At 72.7% G+C, this 19527-nt stretch carries 16 protein-coding genes; 10 read left to right on the forward strand and 6 right to left on the reverse strand.

Annotated features, from left to right (window positions below; genetic code table 11):
• Positions 1-29: 29 nt before the first annotated feature.
• The 3 genes from ACO2Q3_RS16380 to ACO2Q3_RS16390 are packed head-to-tail and all read left to right on the forward strand — an operon-like array spanning position 30 to position 3495.
• Entirely contained in the window at positions 30-863 is an 834-nt protein-coding gene (locus tag ACO2Q3_RS16380) for a hypothetical protein (RefSeq protein ID WP_423308405.1), read from the forward strand.
• Complete coding sequence (locus ACO2Q3_RS16385) at positions 860-3085, forward strand: glycosyltransferase (RefSeq protein WP_423308407.1); 2226 nt, start codon at positions 860-862, stop codon at positions 3083-3085. The genes ACO2Q3_RS16380 and ACO2Q3_RS16385 overlap by 4 nt, the downstream gene beginning before the upstream one ends.
• Positions 3082-3495 (forward strand): hypothetical protein, encoded by a 414-nt coding sequence (locus tag ACO2Q3_RS16390; protein ID WP_423308409.1) that lies wholly within the window; start codon positions 3082-3084, stop codon positions 3493-3495. Before ACO2Q3_RS16385 ends, ACO2Q3_RS16390 begins: the two co-directional genes overlap by 4 nt.
• Positions 3496-3507: 12 nt before the next feature.
• On the opposite strand, the gene ACO2Q3_RS16395 is transcribed toward ACO2Q3_RS16390, so the two are convergent.
• Positions 3508-4407 (reverse strand): FkbM family methyltransferase, encoded by a 900-nt coding sequence (locus tag ACO2Q3_RS16395; RefSeq protein ID WP_423308411.1) that lies wholly within the window; start codon positions 4405-4407, stop codon positions 3508-3510.
• 306 nt (positions 4408-4713) lie between these two features.
• On the opposite strand from ACO2Q3_RS16395, the gene ACO2Q3_RS16400 reads away from it, so the two are divergent.
• The gene (locus ACO2Q3_RS16400; protein ID WP_423308413.1) at positions 4714-5871 is read left to right on the forward strand and encodes a glycosyltransferase family 4 protein; all 1158 of its coding nucleotides are present in this window, start codon (positions 4714-4716) and stop codon (positions 5869-5871) included.
• 7 nt (positions 5872-5878) lie between these two features.
• Complete coding sequence (locus ACO2Q3_RS16405; protein ID WP_423308415.1) at positions 5879-7141, forward strand: glycosyltransferase family 4 protein; 1263 nt, start codon at positions 5879-5881, stop codon at positions 7139-7141.
• Between the two features lie 46 nt (positions 7142-7187).
• On the opposite strand, the gene ACO2Q3_RS16410 is transcribed toward ACO2Q3_RS16405, so the two are convergent.
• Both ACO2Q3_RS16410 and ACO2Q3_RS16415 read right to left on the reverse strand, forming a co-directional pair.
• On the reverse strand, positions 7188-8399 hold the full coding sequence (locus tag ACO2Q3_RS16410) for a capsule biosynthesis protein (RefSeq protein WP_423308417.1): 1212 nt from the start codon (positions 8397-8399) through the stop codon (positions 7188-7190).
• A gap of 133 nt (positions 8400-8532) precedes the next feature.
• Complete coding sequence (locus tag ACO2Q3_RS16415) at positions 8533-9663, reverse strand: polysaccharide biosynthesis/export family protein (protein ID WP_423308419.1); 1131 nt, start codon at positions 9661-9663, stop codon at positions 8533-8535.
• A 240-nt stretch (positions 9664-9903) separates the two neighbouring features.
• Here ACO2Q3_RS16415 and ACO2Q3_RS16420 point away from each other — a divergent pair, with 240 nt between their 5' ends.
• From ACO2Q3_RS16420 to ACO2Q3_RS16430, 3 genes are read left to right on the forward strand one after another with little or no spacing between them, the layout of a single operon-like run.
• On the forward strand, positions 9904-10773 hold the full coding sequence (locus ACO2Q3_RS16420; protein ID WP_423308421.1) for a DUF4198 domain-containing protein: 870 nt from the start codon (positions 9904-9906) through the stop codon (positions 10771-10773).
• A gap of 8 nt (positions 10774-10781) precedes the next feature.
• Entirely contained in the window at positions 10782-12257 is a 1476-nt protein-coding gene (locus ACO2Q3_RS16425; RefSeq protein WP_423308423.1) for a DUF2271 domain-containing protein, read from the forward strand.
• A 29-nt stretch (positions 12258-12286) separates the two neighbouring features.
• Positions 12287-12910, forward strand: a complete 624-nt coding sequence (locus ACO2Q3_RS16430; RefSeq protein WP_423308425.1) for a PepSY-associated TM helix domain-containing protein — start codon at positions 12287-12289, stop codon at positions 12908-12910.
• A 9-nt stretch (positions 12911-12919) separates the two neighbouring features.
• Here ACO2Q3_RS16430 and ACO2Q3_RS16435 read toward each other — a convergent pair whose 3' ends face one another.
• Positions 12920-13351 (reverse strand): MarR family winged helix-turn-helix transcriptional regulator, encoded by a 432-nt coding sequence (locus ACO2Q3_RS16435; protein WP_423308427.1) that lies wholly within the window; start codon positions 13349-13351, stop codon positions 12920-12922.
• An 86-nt stretch (positions 13352-13437) separates the two neighbouring features.
• Here ACO2Q3_RS16435 and ACO2Q3_RS16440 point away from each other — a divergent pair, with 86 nt between their 5' ends.
• Both ACO2Q3_RS16440 and ACO2Q3_RS16445 read left to right on the forward strand, forming a co-directional pair.
• Complete coding sequence (locus tag ACO2Q3_RS16440; protein WP_423308429.1) at positions 13438-14592, forward strand: PLP-dependent aminotransferase family protein; 1155 nt, start codon at positions 13438-13440, stop codon at positions 14590-14592.
• Between the two features lie 46 nt (positions 14593-14638).
• Positions 14639-17587 (forward strand): hypothetical protein, encoded by a 2949-nt coding sequence (locus ACO2Q3_RS16445; protein WP_423308431.1) that lies wholly within the window; start codon positions 14639-14641, stop codon positions 17585-17587.
• Here ACO2Q3_RS16445 and ACO2Q3_RS16450 read toward each other — a convergent pair.
• Together ACO2Q3_RS16450 and ACO2Q3_RS16455 are read right to left on the reverse strand one after the other, a co-directional pair.
• The gene (locus ACO2Q3_RS16450) at positions 17568-18965 is read right to left on the reverse strand and encodes an L-serine ammonia-lyase (protein ID WP_423308433.1); all 1398 of its coding nucleotides are present in this window, start codon (positions 18963-18965) and stop codon (positions 17568-17570) included. The genes ACO2Q3_RS16445 and ACO2Q3_RS16450 overlap by 20 nt on opposite strands.
• 80 nt (positions 18966-19045) lie before the next feature.
• Positions 19046-19525 carry a hypothetical protein gene (locus ACO2Q3_RS16455; RefSeq protein ID WP_423308435.1) on the reverse strand — a complete coding sequence of 160 codons (480 nt, stop codon included), beginning with the start codon at positions 19523-19525 and terminating at the stop codon, positions 19046-19048.
• Positions 19526-19527: the final 2 nt, after the last annotated feature.

Raw genomic sequence — 19527 nt, forward strand, 5'->3', positions numbered from 1 at the left:
GCCTGGGGGGCCGTGGGTAGGAGACCCGAATGTTGAGCAAACTGCGCGCCGATCTGAGCGGAAAGGGCCCGCCCGCGCCGCCGCCGGCGGGCGCCGACGCCGTGGACCTTGCCGACCTGTCCAGCGCCGCCTGCATCGCCCTCGCCCAGCGGCTGGAGGGACAGGCGAGCCTCGCCCTCACCGACGCCCAGGCCCAGCGCCTGCGCGCGCTCGCCACGCCGGACTGCGTGATGGCCCGCGCGCGCATCCTCAAGGCCGCAAGCCGCGATGCGGAGGCGCAGGCCCTGCTGCGCGAAGGCTGGCGGCTCGCCGGCGCGCGCCAGGCGCAGATCGCGCTGACCTATGCCGCCAGCGCGCAGGACGCCGAGTTTGCGGCCATCGCCGCCGACGCCGACGCCGCGCGCGACCGGGGCGACTTCACCGCCGCCGAGGGCCTCTTCGCCCGGGCGCTGGCCCTCTATCCGCTGCACCACGGCTGCCAGGTGCAGCATGGCCACATGCAGAAGGACACCGGCCGCCTGGCCGGCGCCGAGATCGCCTACCGCTCGGCGCTGGCCCTGGGCGCGCCGCCCGCGGACGTGCTGCGGCATCTGGCGTTCGTCTGTGAGCGGCAGGACGTCGCCATGGGCGAGCCCGCGCGCCTGCGGGGCGCCGCTCGCCCCATCGACGAGGCGCCGGCGGCGTTCGACGTCGACGCCCTGGCCTACCTGTTCTGGCACGACGTAGGCCTGGGCGAAGGCGACATGCTCGACATCCTGCGCCACGCCCCCACCTGCGAGGCGGCCGCTGTGCGGCTGGCGCGCGATCCGCGGTTCATGCGCCGCAACGGCGCCCTGCTGCGCATGATGAGGGCGCAGTCATGAGCCTGTCCGACGCGCCGCGAGTCTCCGTCGTCATCAACACCCTGGATCGCGCGCGCCGCCTGGAAGAGGCGCTCGCCGGGCTGATGGGCCAGACCTACCCGGCCCTCGAGGTCGTGGTGGTCAACGGTCCCTCGCGGGATGACACGGCCGCGGTGCTGGAACGCTGGGCCGGCCGCCTCAAGGCGGCGCAATGCGACCAGGCGAACCTCTCGCAGTCGCGCAATGTCGGCATCGCCCAGGCCAGCGGCGACATCATCGCCTTCCTCGACGACGACGCCGCGCCGCATCCCTATTGGGTCGACAGACTGGTCGCGGGCTTCGCCGACCCGCGGGTCGGCGCCGTCGGCGGCTTCACCGTCGACAACACCGGCGTGCGCTGGCAGGTGGGCAAGACCGTCTGCGACCGCTTCGGCAACGCCTTCAACGTCGCGCCGCACTTCGACGAGCGCAGCCTGTGCCGGCCTGGGGCGCCCTATTATCCAAGCCTGCTGGGCGCCAACTGCGCCTTCCGCGCCGACGCCCTGCGCGCCATCGGCGGCTTCGACGAGGTGTTCGCCTACTACCTCGACGAGACCGACGTCTGCCTGCGGCTGGTCGATGCCGGCTGGCGCGTGGTCTATGAGCCGGAGGCGATGGTGTTTCACCAGTTCGCGCCCAGCGGCATGCGCACGCCCGACCGGGTGGCGCGCAGCCACTACGCCTCGGCGGTGAGCAAGGCCTATTTCGTGATGAGCCATGGCGCCGCGCAGTCGGTGCAGGAGGCGGCCGGCGAACTGGAGCGCTATCGCGAGGATCTGCTGCGCTCGAACGCCTGGTTCGCCGAGCATCAGGTGATCGACGGCGCCCACCGTCACAGCCTGGACGAGGACGTGATGGCGGGCATCCGCGAAGGGTCGGCCCTGGCTGGCCGCCGTCGCCCCGCCGCGCCCGCCGCCGGGCCGGTCGCGGACTTCCTGCCCCTGGCCAGGCCCCCCGCGGCGATGCGCATCGCCCTGGTCAGCCAGGGATACGGCGCCGCCGAGGAAGCCGGCATCGGACGGTGGACGCGCCTGGCGGCCGAGGGCCTGGCGGCGCGCGGCCACCATGTCCACGTGCTCACCCGCACGAGCGAGCCGGAGACCACCGTCTTCGAGGGAAACCTCTGGGTGCACCGGATGAACCCGCTGCCGGAGGCCGCGCCGGCGGTGGCGGAGGCGTTCGACGTGCCGGACGCCATCGCCGCGTGGTCGGCCCGCGTCGCGCGCGAGGTGCACAGCCTGAAATCCTGGGGCCTGGACGTGGTCTCGGCGCCGATCTGGGACCTGGAGGGCCTGCTGCTGCCGGGCGAGCCGGGCGTGGCGAGCGTCGTCAGCCTGCACACCACCTACGCCATGGCCAAGCCGTTCAAGCCGGAATGGTCCCTGCGGCCCCTGCTGGAATACTGGCATGTCGACCGGGTGATCGCCGCCGAGCGGGCCCACCTGAACGCCGCGCCGCGGGTGCTGGCCAACAGCGCCGCGATCCTGGACGCCGTGCAGGCGGACTATGGCCTGGACCTGCGCCCTCGCGCCGACATCGTCCCGCACGGGGTGGACGACCCCCTGGCGCGCAACGCCGAGCGCACGCTGGCGCGCGAACGGGACGCCGCCGCCGGGGCGCCGCTGCGGATCCTCTGCCTGGGCCGGTTCGAGGCCCGAAAGGGCTTCGACGTCAGCCTGCGCGTGGCCGCCACGGTGCTGGCGGCCGGGGCGCCGGTGACGTTCTGGTTCGCTGGCGACGCCCTGCGCGAGGAGCACCGGGCGCTGATGGCCTCCCTCGGGCTGGAGGATCATCCCGGCGTGCGGTTCCTGGGCGTGCTGCCGCGCCCGGCGCTGGAGACGGCATTCGCCGACTGTGACGCGGTGCTGGCGCCCAGCCGGTTCGAGTCCTTCGGCCTGGTGGCGGTGGAGGCCATGGCCGCCCGCCGGCCGGTGCTGACCCTGGCGGCCGGCGGACTGGCGGAGGTGGTGGAGGACGGGGTGAGCGGGCGGTTGTGGCCGCCCGACGACGACGCGCCGCGCCGGATCGCCGACGAAATTCTGCGCCTGGACCGCGATCGTCCGGCGCTCCTGACCCTGGGGCGCGGCGCCCGCGCCGCCTACGAGCAGCGCTTCACCGTGGAAGCCATGGCGGCGGGCCTGGAGGCGGCCTATGCGGGCGCCCGCCGGGCCGCGGCTCTGGGCGCTGGAGGAGACCGGCCATGAGCCTTGACGCCCACCGCCTGCGGCAGGCCCTGCTGCTGGCCACCGGCGACCAGCCGGACATCGAGGCTCTGGACGACCTCAGCCGCGGCCTGGGCGTGGTGGAGGAGGGACTGGCCTATGTGCTGCTGCGGCGCAGCGGCTTCGCCGGCTGTCCGCAGGTCTCGGCGGCGATCGCCGAGGCGGCGGCGAGGGCGCCGGCCCCCAACCGCACGGCGCGGCCCGCCGACGGCACGGACAGCCGCCGGCGCGAGCAGGCGCAGGAAGCCCTGCGCGGGGCCTTGCGCGCCATCATCGAGGGCGCCGCGGCCCAGGGCGAGCCCGCAGCCCAGGCCGCCGACGCCTGGCGCGCCGTGGCGGAATGGGGTCCGGGCGGCGGCTTCGACGCCCACCTGCGCATCCGGCGTCCCTGACGGCTGGGCGGTTCAGTCCCGACGGAAGATCAGGTTGGCGTAGGCGGTCGACATCAGGACGTCGTCGGTCAGGCGCTCGCCGAGATGCCCGGTCTGCTCCAAGGCGTGCGGAACCAGGCCGTGATCGCGCAGCAGGGTCAAGAGCGCCGCGGGATCGTAGCCCGCCTCCTGCATCTGGCTCTGCGACCACTCCAGGATCAGGCGCAGGTCCGGCGACTCGCCGATCACGCGCGTCGCGCCGCGAAGGACGCCGAACTCGTGCCCCTCGACGTCGACCTTCATCACGTCCACCGGCAGGCCGGCGGGGACGATCTCGTCCAGGGGGCGCAACGCCACGCTGACGGCGGCCCCCGGCTCTCCGGTGGCGTCTGGGCCGGACAACGAGGCGTTGGCGGCCCGCGAAGCCGGCGCCCACAGAGTCGCTTCCCCGGCCCGCGGCCCGGCGGCGCAGCGCGCCACGTCGATCGGACACATGGACCAGTTGATGGCCAGGTTCGCGTCCAGCAGAGCCAGCATCGCCGGGTTCGGTTCGACGGCGATCACCCGGCCGGCGCCATGAGCGCCGATCCGGGCCCCGGCCAGGCAGGTGAAGTAGCCGAAGTTCGCGCCGACATCGACGAACACGCTGGCCTCGCCCAGCGTCCGGTTGAGGTAGGCCGAGAGGTCGGGCTCCCACTGCCGGTAGACGACCAGCTGCGGCGTCATGATCAGGTCCGTGGGATCGACCATGAACTTGAGGCCATGCAGCGTCTGCACCAGCAGGCGGTCGGGCGCCAGCGGAACGGCGAACGGACCGACCAGTTGGCGCACCTCGCCGATCATCCGCTCCAGGGCGTCGAAGCGTTCGTCGAGCCGGTCGAGCCGCGCGGTCAGCTTCGCCACGAGCGCGGCGGCGCCTTCGTTGTCGCTCATCAGCGTCCCCCGGCCGCCACGCGCGCGGCGGCGACGCAGACCAGACCATTCATTCGCTTTACGATTGTCACGTTTTCCACTAGCAATACCGCTCGTTTTTCTAACTCGTCTGATGCAGCAAGTCTGTCAACGCAATTTCAGGAGACTTGCTTGAGACGCATCGGTATTTGCGTCGACGCCTTCAATATACAAATGAAGAAGGGATCGGGCATTGCAACCTATGCTCGGAATCTCCTTTCCGAAATAGCCGCGATAGGCGGCGAAACCCAGCTGCTCTACGGGCCGGAAGGGGGAACCGGCGGGCATTTGCCGGCGGAGGTCGCCCTGTTCGACGCCCCGGCGACGACCGAAGGCCCGCTGAGCTGGCTCAAGGCCCTGGACTGGGTGCGTCCGCCCGCCGGACGGCGGGCCCGCCGCGTCGATCGCCACGGCCTGGTGATCACCGACCACATCGCCGGCCAGGCGCCGCCGGCGGAGGTGGTCTGGGCCTGCCAGGACGTGTTCCACAGGGCCAACCGCTCGCATGTCACGTGGCGGCGCATGACGCCCTTGCGTTTCGGCTCGGGCGGCCCGGCCGTCGCGCACTGGACCTGCCCCCTGCCGCTGCGCGCGGCGGATGCGGCCAACGTCTACACCGTGCATGACCTGGTGCCCCTGCGCCTGCCGTTCGCCACGCTGGACCGCAAGGCGGCCTTCCACGACCTGTGCCGCGAGATCCTGGCGCGGGCCGACCATGTGGTGACGGTGTCGGAGACCACGCGGAGGGACATCCTCTCGACATTCAAGATCGCTGAAGACCGCATCACCACCACCTACCAGTCGGTTCGTCCGCACGGCGCCGCCAGCCAAGGCCCCGACGAGGAGGTCGAACGCCAGGTGGCCGGTGTCTTCGGCCTGCCTTGGAAGGGGTATTTCCTGTTCTTCGGCGGCATTGAACCGAAGAAGAACCTGGCCCGGCTGATCGAGGCCCACCTGAGCAGCGGCGTCTCGACCCCGCTGGTGATCGTCGGCGGCCAGGCGTGGCTGGACGGCGACGAGACCCGCCTGCTCTACGACGACCTGGTGGTCGTACGCACGATCCGCGACGGCGCCATCCGCCGCCAGGACCGCATCCGCCGCTACGACTACCTGCCCCCGGGCCTGCTGGTCAGCCTGGTGCGGGGCGCGCGGGCGACCCTGTTCCCATCGCTGTACGAGGGGTTCGGCCTGCCGGTGCTGGAGTCCATGCAGCTGGGCACGCCGGTGCTGGCCTCCACGGGCGGGGCCTTGCCCGAGATTGCCGGCGACGCCGCGCTGCTGGTGGATCCCTACGACGTCGATGCGATCACCCAGGGCCTGCGGACACTGGACGCCGACGCCGACCTGAGGACCGAGCTTGCCCGCAGGGGGCGCGAGCGGGCGCTGGTGTTCAGCCCCGAGAACCACCAGCGACGGCTGGCTGCGGTCTACGAGGCGGTGGCCTGAGCGCGCCGTGACGAGACTCCTGTTCGACGCCAGCCGCCTGCTGCTGCGGGCCAACCGGGCGACGCCCACCGGCATCGACCGCGTGGCTCTGGCCTACGGCCGGTGGCTGCTGAGTCGCAACGACGTGGACCTGGCGCCGGTCTGGGGCCTCGGCGGCGCGCTCGCGCCGATGGGGCGCACGCGCTTCGCCCGGCTGATCGACGAGGCGATGCCGGGCGTCGGCGCGCCGCGCGGGGAGAGCGCCGCGTGGCGGGCGCTGAAAGCCGCCCTGGCGGCCGCGCCGGACAGCGGTCGCCCGCTGCGACGCGACGCCTGGCGCCGGGGCGCCAACCTGCGGTCGGCCGGCTGGTACGCCGGCGCGCTGCTGCGCGCCCCGATGCTTGCCGGCGGCCTGCGAGCGGCGTCCGCGGGCTCGACGTACCTCAACGTCTGCCACTTCGGGCTCGAGCAGCCGGACTTCCTGCGCCGGCTGGCCGCGCGCCGGGTGCGCAGCGTGGTGATGATCCATGATCTGATCCCCATCCGCCGGCCCGAATTCTGTGGCCCGGGCGCCGCCGCGCGCCACGTCGTGCGGATGGATGCCGCCCTGGAGCATGCGGCCCTGATCATCGCCAATTCCGAGGCGACCGCCTCGGACATCCGCGACTACGCCGCCGAGACAGGCCGCGCGGCGCCGCCCATCCAGGTCGCGCCTCTGGGCGTGGAAGACGCCTTCCGGCCGGACGTCGGCGCGCCGACCGCCGAGCGACCCTATTTTGTCTGTGTCGGCACCATCGAGCCGCGCAAGAACCTGGCCTTCCTGCTGACCCTCTGGCGACGCCTCGCCGAACGCCGCGGCGAAGCCACGCCGCGCCTCGTGCTGGTGGGCCGCCGCGGCTGGGAATACGAGGCGGTCGTCGACCACCTCGAGCGCTCGCCGCCGGTGCTGCGGTGGGTGCACGAGGTCAGCGACCTGCACGACGACGAACTTGCCGCGCTGGTGCGCGGGGCCACGGCCTTGCTGGCCCCGTCGCTGATCGAGGGGTTCGACTTCACCACGCTGGAGGCCCTCTCGCTGGGAACGCCGGTGCTGGCCTCCGACATCCCGGCTCATCGCGAGCTGGCCATCGGCGCCCGCCTGGTCGACCCGACCGACGGCCCGGCCTGGCTGGAGGCGATCGAGGCGGCGATCGATCGGCCCGCGCCCCCGGGACCCTTCGCGCCGCCGCGCTGGGACGATCACTTCGCCCTCGTCGGCCGGGCGATGGGTCTGAACGTCCCGACTGTCTGAGCCTCGGCCCCGGAGACCTTGACCGGGTGGAGCGGCGGCGGCGGGGTCAGGCGTTCTGCGAGAGGAGCCGGACGGAGACGCCGCGAGCGGCCAGCCGGGCGCCTGCGCGGCTGGCGTAGGCGCCGTTGACCTGGGTGCGGTCGATCACCCCCCGCCGGAACCGCTCGAACAGCGCCATGTCGGGCGCCTCGGGCCGCGACCAGAAGGCGTCGAGCCCGGACTGGTGCGTCAGGCCCGGCAGGTTGTAGATCGCCGACCCGAGGACCACCGTCGCGCGGCCGCGGCTGAGGGCCGCGATCCCGGCCGTGGAGTTGACCGCCACCACTCCGACCGCCTCGTCGAGCATCGCCTCCAGGTCGCCATGCTCGACGAACGCCACCCGGTCCTCGACGCCGTGCCGCCGGGCGGCCGCGGCGATCACGCTGTGGTGAGGCTCGATGCCGTGGTCCAGCGGATGGGCCTTGAACACCAGGCGCGCATCCGGGGGCGCATGGTCGGCGAAGCTCGCCATCGACCGTTCGATCATCTGGCGCACGGACTTGAACGGCGAGTGCCGGACGATCTGGCTGTCGCCGGGGCGCTGCAGCAGCGCCAGGAAATAGCCGGGCGCCAGGCCGCCGTCGCGCGCCGGCCGCCGACGGCCGGCGACCCGGCTCAGGAACCTCGCCACATGGGCCGCCGCCTGCCTTGGCGGAGAATAGGCGTAGGGCGCGCGAAAATGCGGGAACAGCGGCCAGCACAGATAGAGCGCGACAAAGTACCAGGACATCCGCGCGGCCAGCGACGCCGCGCCCGCCTTCATCGGCGCCGCCGGCGCGCCACTGTCGTCCAGCGCCGGATGGCCGTAGGCCTGCGGGTCGCGCGGCAGGCGGGAGTTGCCGTTGACCCCGTCCCGCTCGAGCGTGATCCAGTGCGGCCGGAAGTAGCCTTCCTCCAGCACGTGGACCGCCAGCCCCTGGCGCTGGGCCTCGCGGATCGCCGCGACGCAATAGGGGTGCGTGTCGCCGAAAACCAGCAGATCGGTGACCGCCTCGCGCGCCAGAAGATCCGCTATCCAGGCGGGCCAGCGTTCCGGGCGCTCGCGGTACAGGGCCGCATGCCGCAGTCCCCAGTCCGCCAGGTCGCCGCCGTTCAGCAGCACGCGCGTGCAGCGGGCGCCGGCGCGGCGCAGGTCGCTGGCCAGCAGCCGCGAGAACGGGCCGAAGGGCGCCGTGACAAACAGAAAATGGCGGCATGGATGCTGACCCTGCGGGGCCAACGGGCTGAATCTCGCACCCGAATCAGACGCCGCCAGTTCCGCCCTGGACAGCTTCACGACGACACCGAAGACACGCGGACCTCAGGACTAGGCGGCGGCAGGAGGCGTCGACCGCAAGGTCCGGCACGCCGATTTAGTGAATAACGCTTGTCACCCTCGCGTTGTATGTCACCTCGGAAACAATATTCACGAGGTCGAGAAACTTTTTGGCTTCTGATGCATCGGACCGCGGCACGTAGACCATGTCGTCCGCCTGGATGGGAAACGTAGAGGCGATCAGGTAACCGTCCGCCTGCCGCAGGTTGAGCCGATAGACGATCGGCACCCCCTTGGCGGTCGGCGGCAGGGACACGCCGAGGCGCTGGGCGACGTCGGGCCGTTCGAAGCGGAAGACCATCACGGCCGAGGCGTTGGCGGAGTTGGTGTCCAGCCCGCCGGCGCGGCTGAGCGCCCCCGCCAGGGAGAGGGTCTCGTCCTCGACGGTGACCTGCTCGCTGCGGCCCAGCGCGCCGAAGGTGCTGAACTTGCGCGGGGCGTAGAGCAGCCTCACCTGGTCGCCGGGCGCCAGGCGAACGTTCTGCGCCGGCTGGCGCATCAGCACGGCCAGGGAGACGCTGGCGCTTGCCGAGCCGCGGGCCAGCACGACCTGGACGTCAGCCGGCGGACGCGTCGGACCGCCCGCGCTGGCCAGGGCGTCGAGCAGCCGATCGTTGTTGGCCGAGATGGGGAAACGACCGGCCTGGCGCACTTCGCCGATCACCGACACGGAGTTGGCCAGGCTGCTGACGACGCTGAGCAGAACCTGAGGGTCGTAGGCGCGTCCCCGCAGCGCCTGCCGGATCGCCGCAGCGCCCTGCGGCGGCGTCAGGCCCGCCACCGTCACGGCCCCGGCATAGGGCACGGCGATGCGGCCATCGGCGTCGACCGTCACGTGCGGCAGCGCGCCCGGAGCGGCGGCGGCGCCGTTCCGCTCGGCGAACACCCCCATGCCGCCCGGCTCGAAGATCGACACGGACAGCACGTCGCCGGCGGCGATGCGATCGTTGGGCGCGTCGCTGCCCGCGGCGCTGAGCCCGGACGGCGCCGGCAAGGGCGTGTTGGCGACGATGTCCGCGGCCCGGTAGTCCAGGTCGACAAGGCCGAAACGCCCTTGCGAAGGCCCCGCCGCCGCCCGCTCGACAACGCGCGGCGTCGGACCGTCGTGCGGCAGGCTCTCGCAACCCGCCAGGGCGGCGGCCAGCAGGCAACAGAACAGCAGACGCATACGCCCCCCAGACCATGGCGACGCGCCCGCCGGGAGCCGGGGACCGCGCCGCGGCGCCCCTCGGCGCGCCTCCCGCCTGGATAGAACAATTGCCGCGCGAGTGACAGGCGCCGAAGGCGGCGCCCGGGCATGCGGCCTTGGCTCGGATCCTGGGACATGGCGCGCCCGACCCGTCGGCAGTACTTGCGATTGCGAATGGCTTGCAATAGGAAAGCCCTCGAATGCAGCCTGAGGAATCCGATGCGCCTTCACATCCTGGTCCTGCTCGCGGCGGTCGGCGGCGCGGCGCCCGCGGCTGCGCACACGCCCTATCTGCTGCCCAACGCCTTCGACGCCGAGCGGCCGCGGGTGACCCTGCAGGGGGCCCTGACCGAGGACGACTACTTCAACCCCGACGTCGCCCTGAACACCTCCGCGCTCGTGGAGACCTTGCCCTCCGGCGAGATCGCCGCGCTGAAGCCGAGCGCGGCGCTGAAGGACGTGACCCTGATCGAGGCGGCGCTGGACCAGCCCGGCACCTACCGCTTCTCCACGGGCCCCTATGCTGTGCGCAGATCGACCTACGCCAACGTCGGCGGCCGGTGGCTGATGGTCCGCGCCGCACGCGGCGGCGAGGGAGAACGGAGCGGCGAGGCCGGCCATCCCGCCGGCGCGGCGCCGCAGGGCCCGCCCGGTTCCATCGCCGCGGCCGACGTGCCCGCCGGCGCCGAGACCCGCACGGCCGAACAGGTGATGCTGGTCGAGACCTACGTCTCCAGGGGCGCCCCGACCGAGGCGGCGCTGAAGACCACCGGCCAGGGTTTCGAGCTGAAGCCGATCACCCATCCGAACGCCATCTACGTCGACCAGGGCTTCGCCTTCCAGCTGCTGGTCGACGGCCGGCCCGTGCCGAACGCGGCGATCAGCGTCTACCGGTCGGGCAACGTCTATGACGAGCGCCGCATCGCCGTGCAGCTGAAGACCGACGCAGAGGGCAAGGGCCAGGTGGGCTTCAGCCTGCCCGGCGTCTACCTCCTGACCACCCAGTATCCGGCGGTCCGGCCGGCGCCCGGCGAGCCGCCGGCGGCGCGGTCCTACACCTACAGCCTCACCTTCGAAGTCACCCGATAAGAGTGCCCATGTCGCGTTCGCCCCTCCCCTGGCTTCTGGCCAGCGCCGCCGTCTCCGCCGCCGCCCTCGCCGAGCCTGCGGCGGCCGAGGCCGGGACCTTCCGCTTCCACGTCGACCATGTGCTGGGAACCTCCCTTGATCTGGCCGTGATCGCCCCCGACGAGGCGACCGCCCTGATGGCCTTCACGGCCGCGCGCCGGGAGATCGACCGGTTGGAGCCGATCCTGTCCGCCTGGCGCCCCGACAGCGAGCTGTCGCGGCTGAACCGCGCCGGGTCGGTGTGCGCCTCAGCCGACCTTCGGGCCGTTCTGGACCAGTGCGAGGCCTGGCGCGCGGCCACCAACGGCGCCTTCGACTGCCGGCTGGGCGAACCCCTGGCGCGGCTGCGCGGGGGTGACTCCGCGGCGGCGGCATGGCCGGCCACGCGGCAGCCGATCGCCTTCGGGACAGATGGCGTGATCGCGCGCGGCGAGGGCCAGGCGCTGACCGTCGACGGGCTCGCCAAGGGCTATGTGATCGACCGGGCGCTGGAGGCCGCGCGGCGCTCCGGTCCGCATGTGCAGGGCCTGCTGGTGGACATCGGCGGCGACCTGCGCTGCTGGGGCCGCGCACCGTCGGCGGAGGGCTGGCGGGTGGGCGTGGCCGCCTGCGGCGAGGCCGACAACCTGGTTCCCGCCCGGCAGCTGCGCCTCGCCGACCGCGCCCTGGCGGTGAGCGGCCGCGGGCAGCGGGACCTGTCCGTCGACGGACGGCGCCTGGCCGAGACGCTGGACCCGGCGACGCGCCGGCCGGTGACGGCGGTGCGCAGCGCCGCGGTGACGGCGCCGACCGCCACCTGCGCCGACGCCCTGGCCACCGCCTTCATGGTGATGGCTCCGCGCCAGGCGCTGGCCCTGGCCGACCGCACCCCCGGCGTCGACGCCCTGATCGTCGCCGACGACGGAACCGAACACCGCTCCAGCGGATGGTCGCAGCTGGAACAGCCCCGGCTCGTCCGCGCCAGCTTCGCGGCCTCGGCTTCGGCCGCTGCGCCCGCCGTGGCGGCGAAGGGGCTGAGCCTGGATATCGGCTACACGGTGCCCCGGCTGGACGCCGAGCCGTATCACGCCCCTTACGTCGTGATGTGGATCACCGACGCCAACCGCCAGCTGGTGCGCACCCTGCTGGTGCTGGGCGCCAAGCCCAAGTGGGCGCCCGAGAATTACGTCTGGTGGCGCCGCTATGGCCGGCTGGCGCCGCAGGTGCTCGACACCGTCGGCCGTCCGACCCGTCTGCCCGGCCGCTACACCGTGCACTGGGACGGCAAGGACGAGGCCGGCCGGCCCGCTGCGGCGGGCAAGTATATCCTGCACATCGAGAGCGCCCGCGAGAAGGGCGGCCACACCTACCAGACCATCGACCTGGACTTCGGCGCCCGGGGCGCGAAATCCCTGCCGGCGAAGGACGAGATGGGTCCCGTGGACCTGCGGTTCGGCCCGGCATGAGCGTCGCCGAGCGCACGGACCAGCGGCGCGTGAGCGCGCGAACGAAGGCGAAGCCGGCGCGCTTCGACCGCGGCGCCTTCTATCGCCTGAGCCGGATGCTGCACGCCTATCTGTCGGCCTTCGCCTTCCTGGCGCTGATGTTCTTTTCCGTCACCGGCCTGCTGCTGGACCACCCCGACTGGCTGGCCGGACGCGGCCAGGAGCGGGAGACGACGCTGACCATACCCGCCGCCGTGCTGGCGCGGTCCCGCGCCCAGCGAGACCCGAACGCCGACCTGGCGGCCTATATCGCCGGCCGCACGACGCTGGTCGGCGCCTATCGCAGCGGCGAGGTCGACGACGGCCAGGCCAACCTGAGGTTCGAGGGGGTGAAGGGCTCGTCCACCGCCGTCGTCGACCTGACCACGGGCCACGCCGACGTCACCGTCGAGCGGGCGACGCCGCTCAGCGTGATCGGCGACCTGCACCGGGGCAAGAACGCCTCCCTGGCCTGGCGCGCGGTGATCGACGTCACCGCCGTCCTGGTTTGCGCCATGTCGCTGATCGGCTACGTGCTGTTCTTCAGCCTGCGCTTTCGCCTGCGCACCAGCCTGGCCCTGACCGCGGCCAGCCTCGCGGTCCTGGGGGCGGTGTTCGTCTGGCTGACGCCCTGAGGGGGCCGTTCAGGCGCCGGCCAGCGCCTGCATCACCCGTCGCCACCCCGCTTCCGCCTCGCCGCCGGCCGCCTCGAACGCGGCCTGCAGGTGGCGGGTCTGGGCGCCGCTGAGTTCGGCCTCCAGCCGCTCGCCCTCGGCCGTCAGGCGCAGGTTCTTCACGCGGCGATCCTGGGCCCCCGCGACCGCGGCCACCAGATGCATCTCCATCAGCTGGCGCAGCGGGGCGTTCAGGGCCTGCTTGCTGACCGCCAGCAGCTCCAGCAGCCCGCGCACGGAAATGTCCGGCCGGCGGCCGATGAAATACAGGATCCTGTGGTGCGTGCGCCCCAGGCCCCGGCGCTCCAGGATCCGGTCCGGCCGGTCGGTGAAGCCGCGATAGGCGAAGTACATCAGCTCGATGGCGTCGTGCAGATCGCCCTGGCGCTTTAGGTCAACCATGTTGACACGATAGGGGCGCGCTCCTAGCCTGTCGATAGGTCAATACGATTGACACGATAGCCAAGCCGATCTGGTGGGAGGAAGCCATGCCGCGCCTGTCCGAGCGAACCGCAGACCTGCGCGCCTCGCCGGTGCGCGCCATGCTGGAGGCCTCGCAGCGGCCCGAGGTGATCTCCTTCGCCGGCGGCCTGCCGGACTTCGAGAGCTTCGCCGACCTGGCCCTGCCGCCGCCGCCGCGCGAGCTGCTGCAGTACGGCCCCACCGAAGGCGAGCGCGACCTGCGCGAGGCGATCGCCGGTGAGCTGGCCGCCATCGGCCTGCCCTGCCCGCCCGAGCGGATCCTGCTGCTGTCAGGCTCGCAACAGGGCATCGACCTGGCCGCCAAGCTGGTGGTGGATCGCGGCACGGGCGTGGCGGTGGAATCGCCGTCCTACCTGGCCGCCCTGCAGGTGTTCCGCTTCTTCGGCGCCGACTTCCGGCTGATGCGCCGCGACGATCCGGCGAAGGGGTGGTCGCAGGACCCGCCCGCCATCGCCTATGTCACGCCCACCTTCCAGAACCCCACCGGCGAGTGCTGGACGGCCGCCGAGCGCGCCCGCCTCGCGGCGGCCTGCGACGCCCACGACGTGATCCTGTTCGAGGATGATCCCTACCGCGACCTGGCCTACGAGCCTTGCGACCGCCAGCCGGCCTGCGCCCAGGTCAGGCGCGCGTCGTGGATCTACCAGAGCTCGTTCTCCAAGACCGTGGCGCCGGGCCTGCGGCTGGGCTTCCTGGCCGCCTCGGAGGACCTGTTCACCCCTCTGACCCGCCTGAAACAGGCCTCGGACCTGCACTCCAACCGCCTCAGCCAGTGGACGGTGCTGCAGTACCTCAAGGACCCCGGCCGTCCGGCGCGGGTGGCGCGGATCGTCGCCGGGTACAAACGTAAGCGGGACCTGTTCGCCGCGGCGCTGGAAAAGCATCTCGGCGGCCTCGCCGACTGGCAGGTCCCGCCGGGCGGCCTGTTCTTCTGGGTCACCCTGAGGAATGGGGTCAAGCCGCAGGCGCTGCTGGACCTGGCCCTGCCGCGCGGCGTGCTGTTCACCCCCGGCGAGCACTTCCTGGCCGAGGAAGGCGAAAGCCCGGCCATCCGCCTGAACTTCAGCGCCGCCGACCCGGCCGACGCCGAACGCGGCCTGGCGATCCTGGGCGGGCTGCTGCGCGGGATGGCCACGGCGCCGGCCGTCACCGGCGTGTGACATAGAGGCGCCATAGCCTCCGTCATCGGACGAGCGGAGGTGTGGCATGCGGATCGCCGGGCGAAGCATGGTGCTGGCGGCGGCGCTGGCAGTGACGGCGAGCGGTCCGGGGATGGCTGCCGGGCACAGGCGCCCGCCAGCGGCGGCGGCCGCGCCGCAGATCGTCGCCACCGGCCAGGCGATCACGCCGCTGGCCGCGCCCGGCGCGGTGTTCCAGGCGCTGAACCCGCACCTGCCCGACGCCCCTGACTTCACCGCCGGCCAGGCGTCGGCCATGGCCCTGTCGCCGGACGGCCGCACCCTGGCGATCCTGACCAGCGGCTACAACCGCAGGTTCGGCGCCGACGGCAAGACCATCGCCAGCCAGTCGAACGAGTACGTGTTCCTGTTCGACGTCGCCGGTCCCGCGCCGGTTCAGCGCCAGGCCCTGACCCTGCCGAACAGCTTCCTGGGCCTGGCCTGGGCGAGGGACGGGGGCGCCCTCTACGCCTCGGGTGGGGTGGACGACCGGGTGCAGGAATTCCGCGGGCCGGTGGGCGACATGCGGGCGAGCCGGACCTTCGACCTGGGTCATGCGGCCGGCCTCGGCCTGGACGTCAAGCCGGAGGCCGCGGGCCTGGCGGTCAGTCCGGATGGCCGGCGGCTGCTGGTGGCCAATCTGCAGAACGCCTCCGTCAGCCTGGTGGACCTGGCCTCCGGCGCGGTCGTCGAGCAGGATCTGCGGCCCGGCCGGATCGATCCGGCGCGCGCCGGCAAGCCGGGCGGAAGCTTCCCTCGGGCGGTCGCCTGGGTCTCGGACAGCCGCGCCTATGTCACCAGCGAGCGCGACCGCGAGGTGATCGCCCTCGACGTCGGCGCGGGCGCCATTCGGGTCGGGCGGCGGCTGAGGATGCGGGGCCAGCCCGTGGCGCTGCTGGCGGGTCGCAACGGTCGTCTGTTCGTCGCCCAGGACAATACCGACGGCGTCGCGGTGATCGACACGACGGCCGGACGGGTGATCGAGCACATCGCCACGGCCGCGCCGGCCGCGATGCTGGGCCGCACGGCGCTCGGCGGCGCCGGCTCCAACGCGCTCGCCCTGTCCCCCGACGGCCGGACCCTGCTGGTCAGCAACGGCGGCGAGAACGCCGTGGCGGTGATCGCCCTGGACGCCCGCGCCTCCGGAGCCGCGCCGGCGAGGCGCGAGGACCCGGACGGCGACGGGGATGACGATGGGGATCGGGATGGGGACGACGCCCGCGCCGGCGGGTCGGCGGTGGTCGGGCTGATCCCGACGGGCTGGTATCCGACGGCGGTGGCGATGCGGCCGGACGGTCGGCGGATTTTCGTGGTCAACGGCAAGAGCGTCCCGGGCCCCGTGCCGGACAACTGCCGCAACAACCTGTCGATCCAGGCGGCGGATCGCGCGCCTTGCCGGTCGATGAACGAGTACGTCTGGCAAAGGGAGAAGGCCGGCTTCCTGGCCCTGCCCACCCCCACCCCGGCCCAGCTCGGCGCCCTGACCCGGCAGGTGGCGCAGAACGATCACCTGCCCCGGCTGCAGGCGCCCGCGGACGATGCGGTGATGGCCTTCCTGCGCCAGCACATCCATCACGTGATCTATGTAGTGAAGGAGAACCGCACCTACGACCAGGTGCTGGGCGACCTGGAGGTGGGGAACGGCGACCCCCGGCTGGCCGTGTTCGGCCGGGCGCTGACGCCCAACCAGCACGCCCTGGCGCGGCAGTTCGTCGACCTCGACGCCTTCTTCGACAGCGGCGAGAGCAGCAACACCGGCTGGAACTGGACCACCGCGGCCCGCACCACCGACTTCGTCGAGCGCGAGGCGCCGGTGAACTACGCCGAGCGGGGCCTGCAGTACGACGAGGAAGGCAACAACCGGAACCTCAACATGGGGCTGACGAGCAGCGCCGAGCGCCATGCCGCCAACCCGATGGGACCGGAGGACCCTGACGTCCTGCCCGGGGCGCGGGACGTGGCCGCCCCCGACGGGCCGGACGGCGCCGAGGGCCGGGGCTACATCTGGGACGCCGCCCTGAAGGCGGGCGTCAGCGTCCGCAACTGGGGCTTCTACGGCGACCTGCGGCGCTACGAGGCCGCCGACCCGGCGGTGCGCATCCCGCTCGAGCGCGAGCCGTGGAAGAGCGGGCTGAAGGTGTTCACCCCCGCCAAGACGGCGCTGATGGCGATCACCGATCCCTATTTCCGCGGCTTCGACCAGGCGTTTCCCGACTACTGGCGGTTCCAGGAATGGTCGCGGGAGTTCGACGGCTTCGCGGCCTCTGGCCAGGCGCCGGGGTTGATGCTGGTGCGCCTGCCGCACGACCACACCGGCAGCTTCGCCGAAGGCATCGACGGGATCAACTCGGTGGAGACCGAGCTGGCCGACAACGACTACGCGGTCGGGCTGCTGGTGCAGAAGGTGGCGCAGAGCCGGTTCGCCGCGGACACCCTGATCTTCATCGTCGAGGACGACGCCCAGGACGGGCCCGACCACGTCGACGCCCACCGCTCCATCGCCTTCGTCGCCGGTCCCTACGTGAAGCATGGCGCGGTGATCTCCGCGCGCCACGACACTGTCAGCCTCGTGCGCACCATCGAGGCGGTGCTGGGGCTGTCGCCGATGGGGCTGAACGACGCCCTGGCCGAGCCGATGAGCGACCTGTTCGACATCCGCCGGCCGGACTGGCGCTTCGACGCCCAGGTTCCGGCGGTGCTGCGCGCCACCCGCCTGCCCCTGCCCCCCGCCCCGGCCGGCGCGGCGCAGGCCTGCCCGGCGCGCTCCGGGGCCTATTGGGCCGCGGCCATGGCCGGCCAGGACTTCACCCGCGAGGACCACCTGGACACCGCCGCCTACAACCTGGCGCTCTGGCGCGGGCTGAAGGGGGAGACGCCCTACCCGACTCGCCGCGACGGCCGCGATCTGCGGATCGGACGGGCGGCGCTGATCGCCAGGGCGGGCGGGGGCGGCTGTCTCAGCACTCCACGCGATTGACGGCCAGGTCGGCGTCCACCGCCAGCCCGCCCAGCGAGGTCTCCTTGTAGATCTCGTTCATGTCGGCGCCGGTGCGCTTCATGGTGGCGATGACCTTGTCCAGGCTCACCGAGTGCTGGCCGTCGCCCAGCAGCGCCAGGCGGGCGGCGTCGATCGCCTTGATCGCGCCCATGGCGTTGCGCTCGATGCACGGGATCTGCACCAGGCCGCCGATCGGGTCGCAGGTCAGGCCGAGGTTGTGCTCCATGCCGATCTCGGCGGCGTTCTCGATCTGGGCGTTGGTGGCGCCCATGGCGGCGGCCAGGCCCGCGGCCGCCATCGAACAGGCGACGCCGACCTCGCCCTGGCAGCCGACCTCGGCGCCGGAGATCGAGGCGTTGCGCTTGTACAGGGCGCCGATCGCCGCCGCGGTCAGCAGGAAGGCGTGCCGCGCCTCGCGCGAGCCGTTGTGGAAGCGGTCGTAGAAGCGCAGCACCGCCGGCACGATGCCGGCCGCGCCATTGGTCGGCGCCGTGACCACCCGGCCGCCCGCGGCGTTCTCCTCGTTCACTGCCAGCGCCCAGAGGTTGACCCAGTCCATCGCCGCCAGGGGATCGGCGATCTGCCGCTCGACCTTGGCCATGATCGACGAATGCAGCTGCCGCGCCCGCCGCTTGACCTCCAGCCCGCCCGGTAGGCGGCCGTCCTGGCGCAGGCCGCGTTCAATGCAGGCCTCCATCGCCTCGAACACCGCGTCCAGTCCGGCCCTGACCTCGGCCTCCGGGCGCAGGGCGCACTCGTTGGCCAGCATCAGGCCGGCGATCGTCAGCCCGGCCGCATCCGCCTGGGCCAGCAGGCTCTCGGCCGACTCGAAGGCGTACGGCGACGGGTCCGTCGCCTCGTCCGGGTCGTTGCGGCCGATCTCGTCCTCGTCGCGCACGAAGCCGCCGCCGATGGAGAAATAGGCCCGGCGGCCGAGCTCGCCCCCCGCGGCGTCGAAGGCGGCGAAGGTCAGGGCGTTGGGATGTTGCGGCAGCCGCTCGCGACCCGCCCAGACCAGGTCGCGGGCCGCGTCGAAGGCGATCTCGCGCACGCCGCCCAGCGCCAGCCGGCCCTCGCGGGCGATGGCCGCCAGCACCGCCTCGCCGGCGTCCGGGTCCAGGCTGGCGGGCACGAACCCGGCCAGGCCCAGGATCACCGCGCGGTCGGTGGCGTGGCCCCGGCCAGTGAGCGCCAGAGAGGCATAGAGGGTGACCTCGATGCGATGGACCCGGTCGAGCCGTCCGTTCGTCCTCAGCCAGTCGACGAAGCGTCCGGCGGCGGTCATCGGACCCATGGTGTGGCTGCTCGACGGGCCGACGCCCAGCTTGAACAGGTCGAACACGCTGACGGTGGCCACGGACGCTCCTGAAACCGGGTCGGAGGCGGGCCAGTAGCACGCCGGGCGCCCTTACGTCATGTCGCGTCGCCCACGGGGCGTCAGGACCAGTCGGGCGCCGCCATCACGCAGCGCGGGGCGCCGTTCTGCACCACGATGCTGGCCTTTCGCCCGACGCCGGGCCGGAAATAGAGCTGGCCCGCGGCGGTCTTCACCGAGACCACGTCGGGGCCGCTGAACTGGCAGACCGGGTACGAGCGCATCCCCAGGCCGCCCTTGGCCGCCACCTCGGAGCAGGACACCTCGCCGAAGCGCCGGCCGAAACTGAGGCCATTGAAGTCGGTGGCGTAGCGGACCTCCAGCCCGTCGCGAAGCACGGCGTCGTGGCTGATCGACGGGCAGGGCGGTCCGGCGATGGCGCTGGCCTGGCTCTCCTGGGTGGCGTCGCGCACGTTCAGAAACCGGTCGTACAGCGACAGGCCCAGCACGATGATGATCCCCGCGCCGACCACGCTGACCACCGCCCAGCGCGGGAAGCGGAAGCCGGCGGGCCGGGAGAAGCCTTCGGGCGGGCGGGCCATGG

Origin of the sequence: Caulobacter sp. KR2-114, assembly GCF_049446115.1 — a bacterium.
GTDB lineage: Bacteria > Pseudomonadota > Alphaproteobacteria > Caulobacterales > Caulobacteraceae > Acaudatibacter.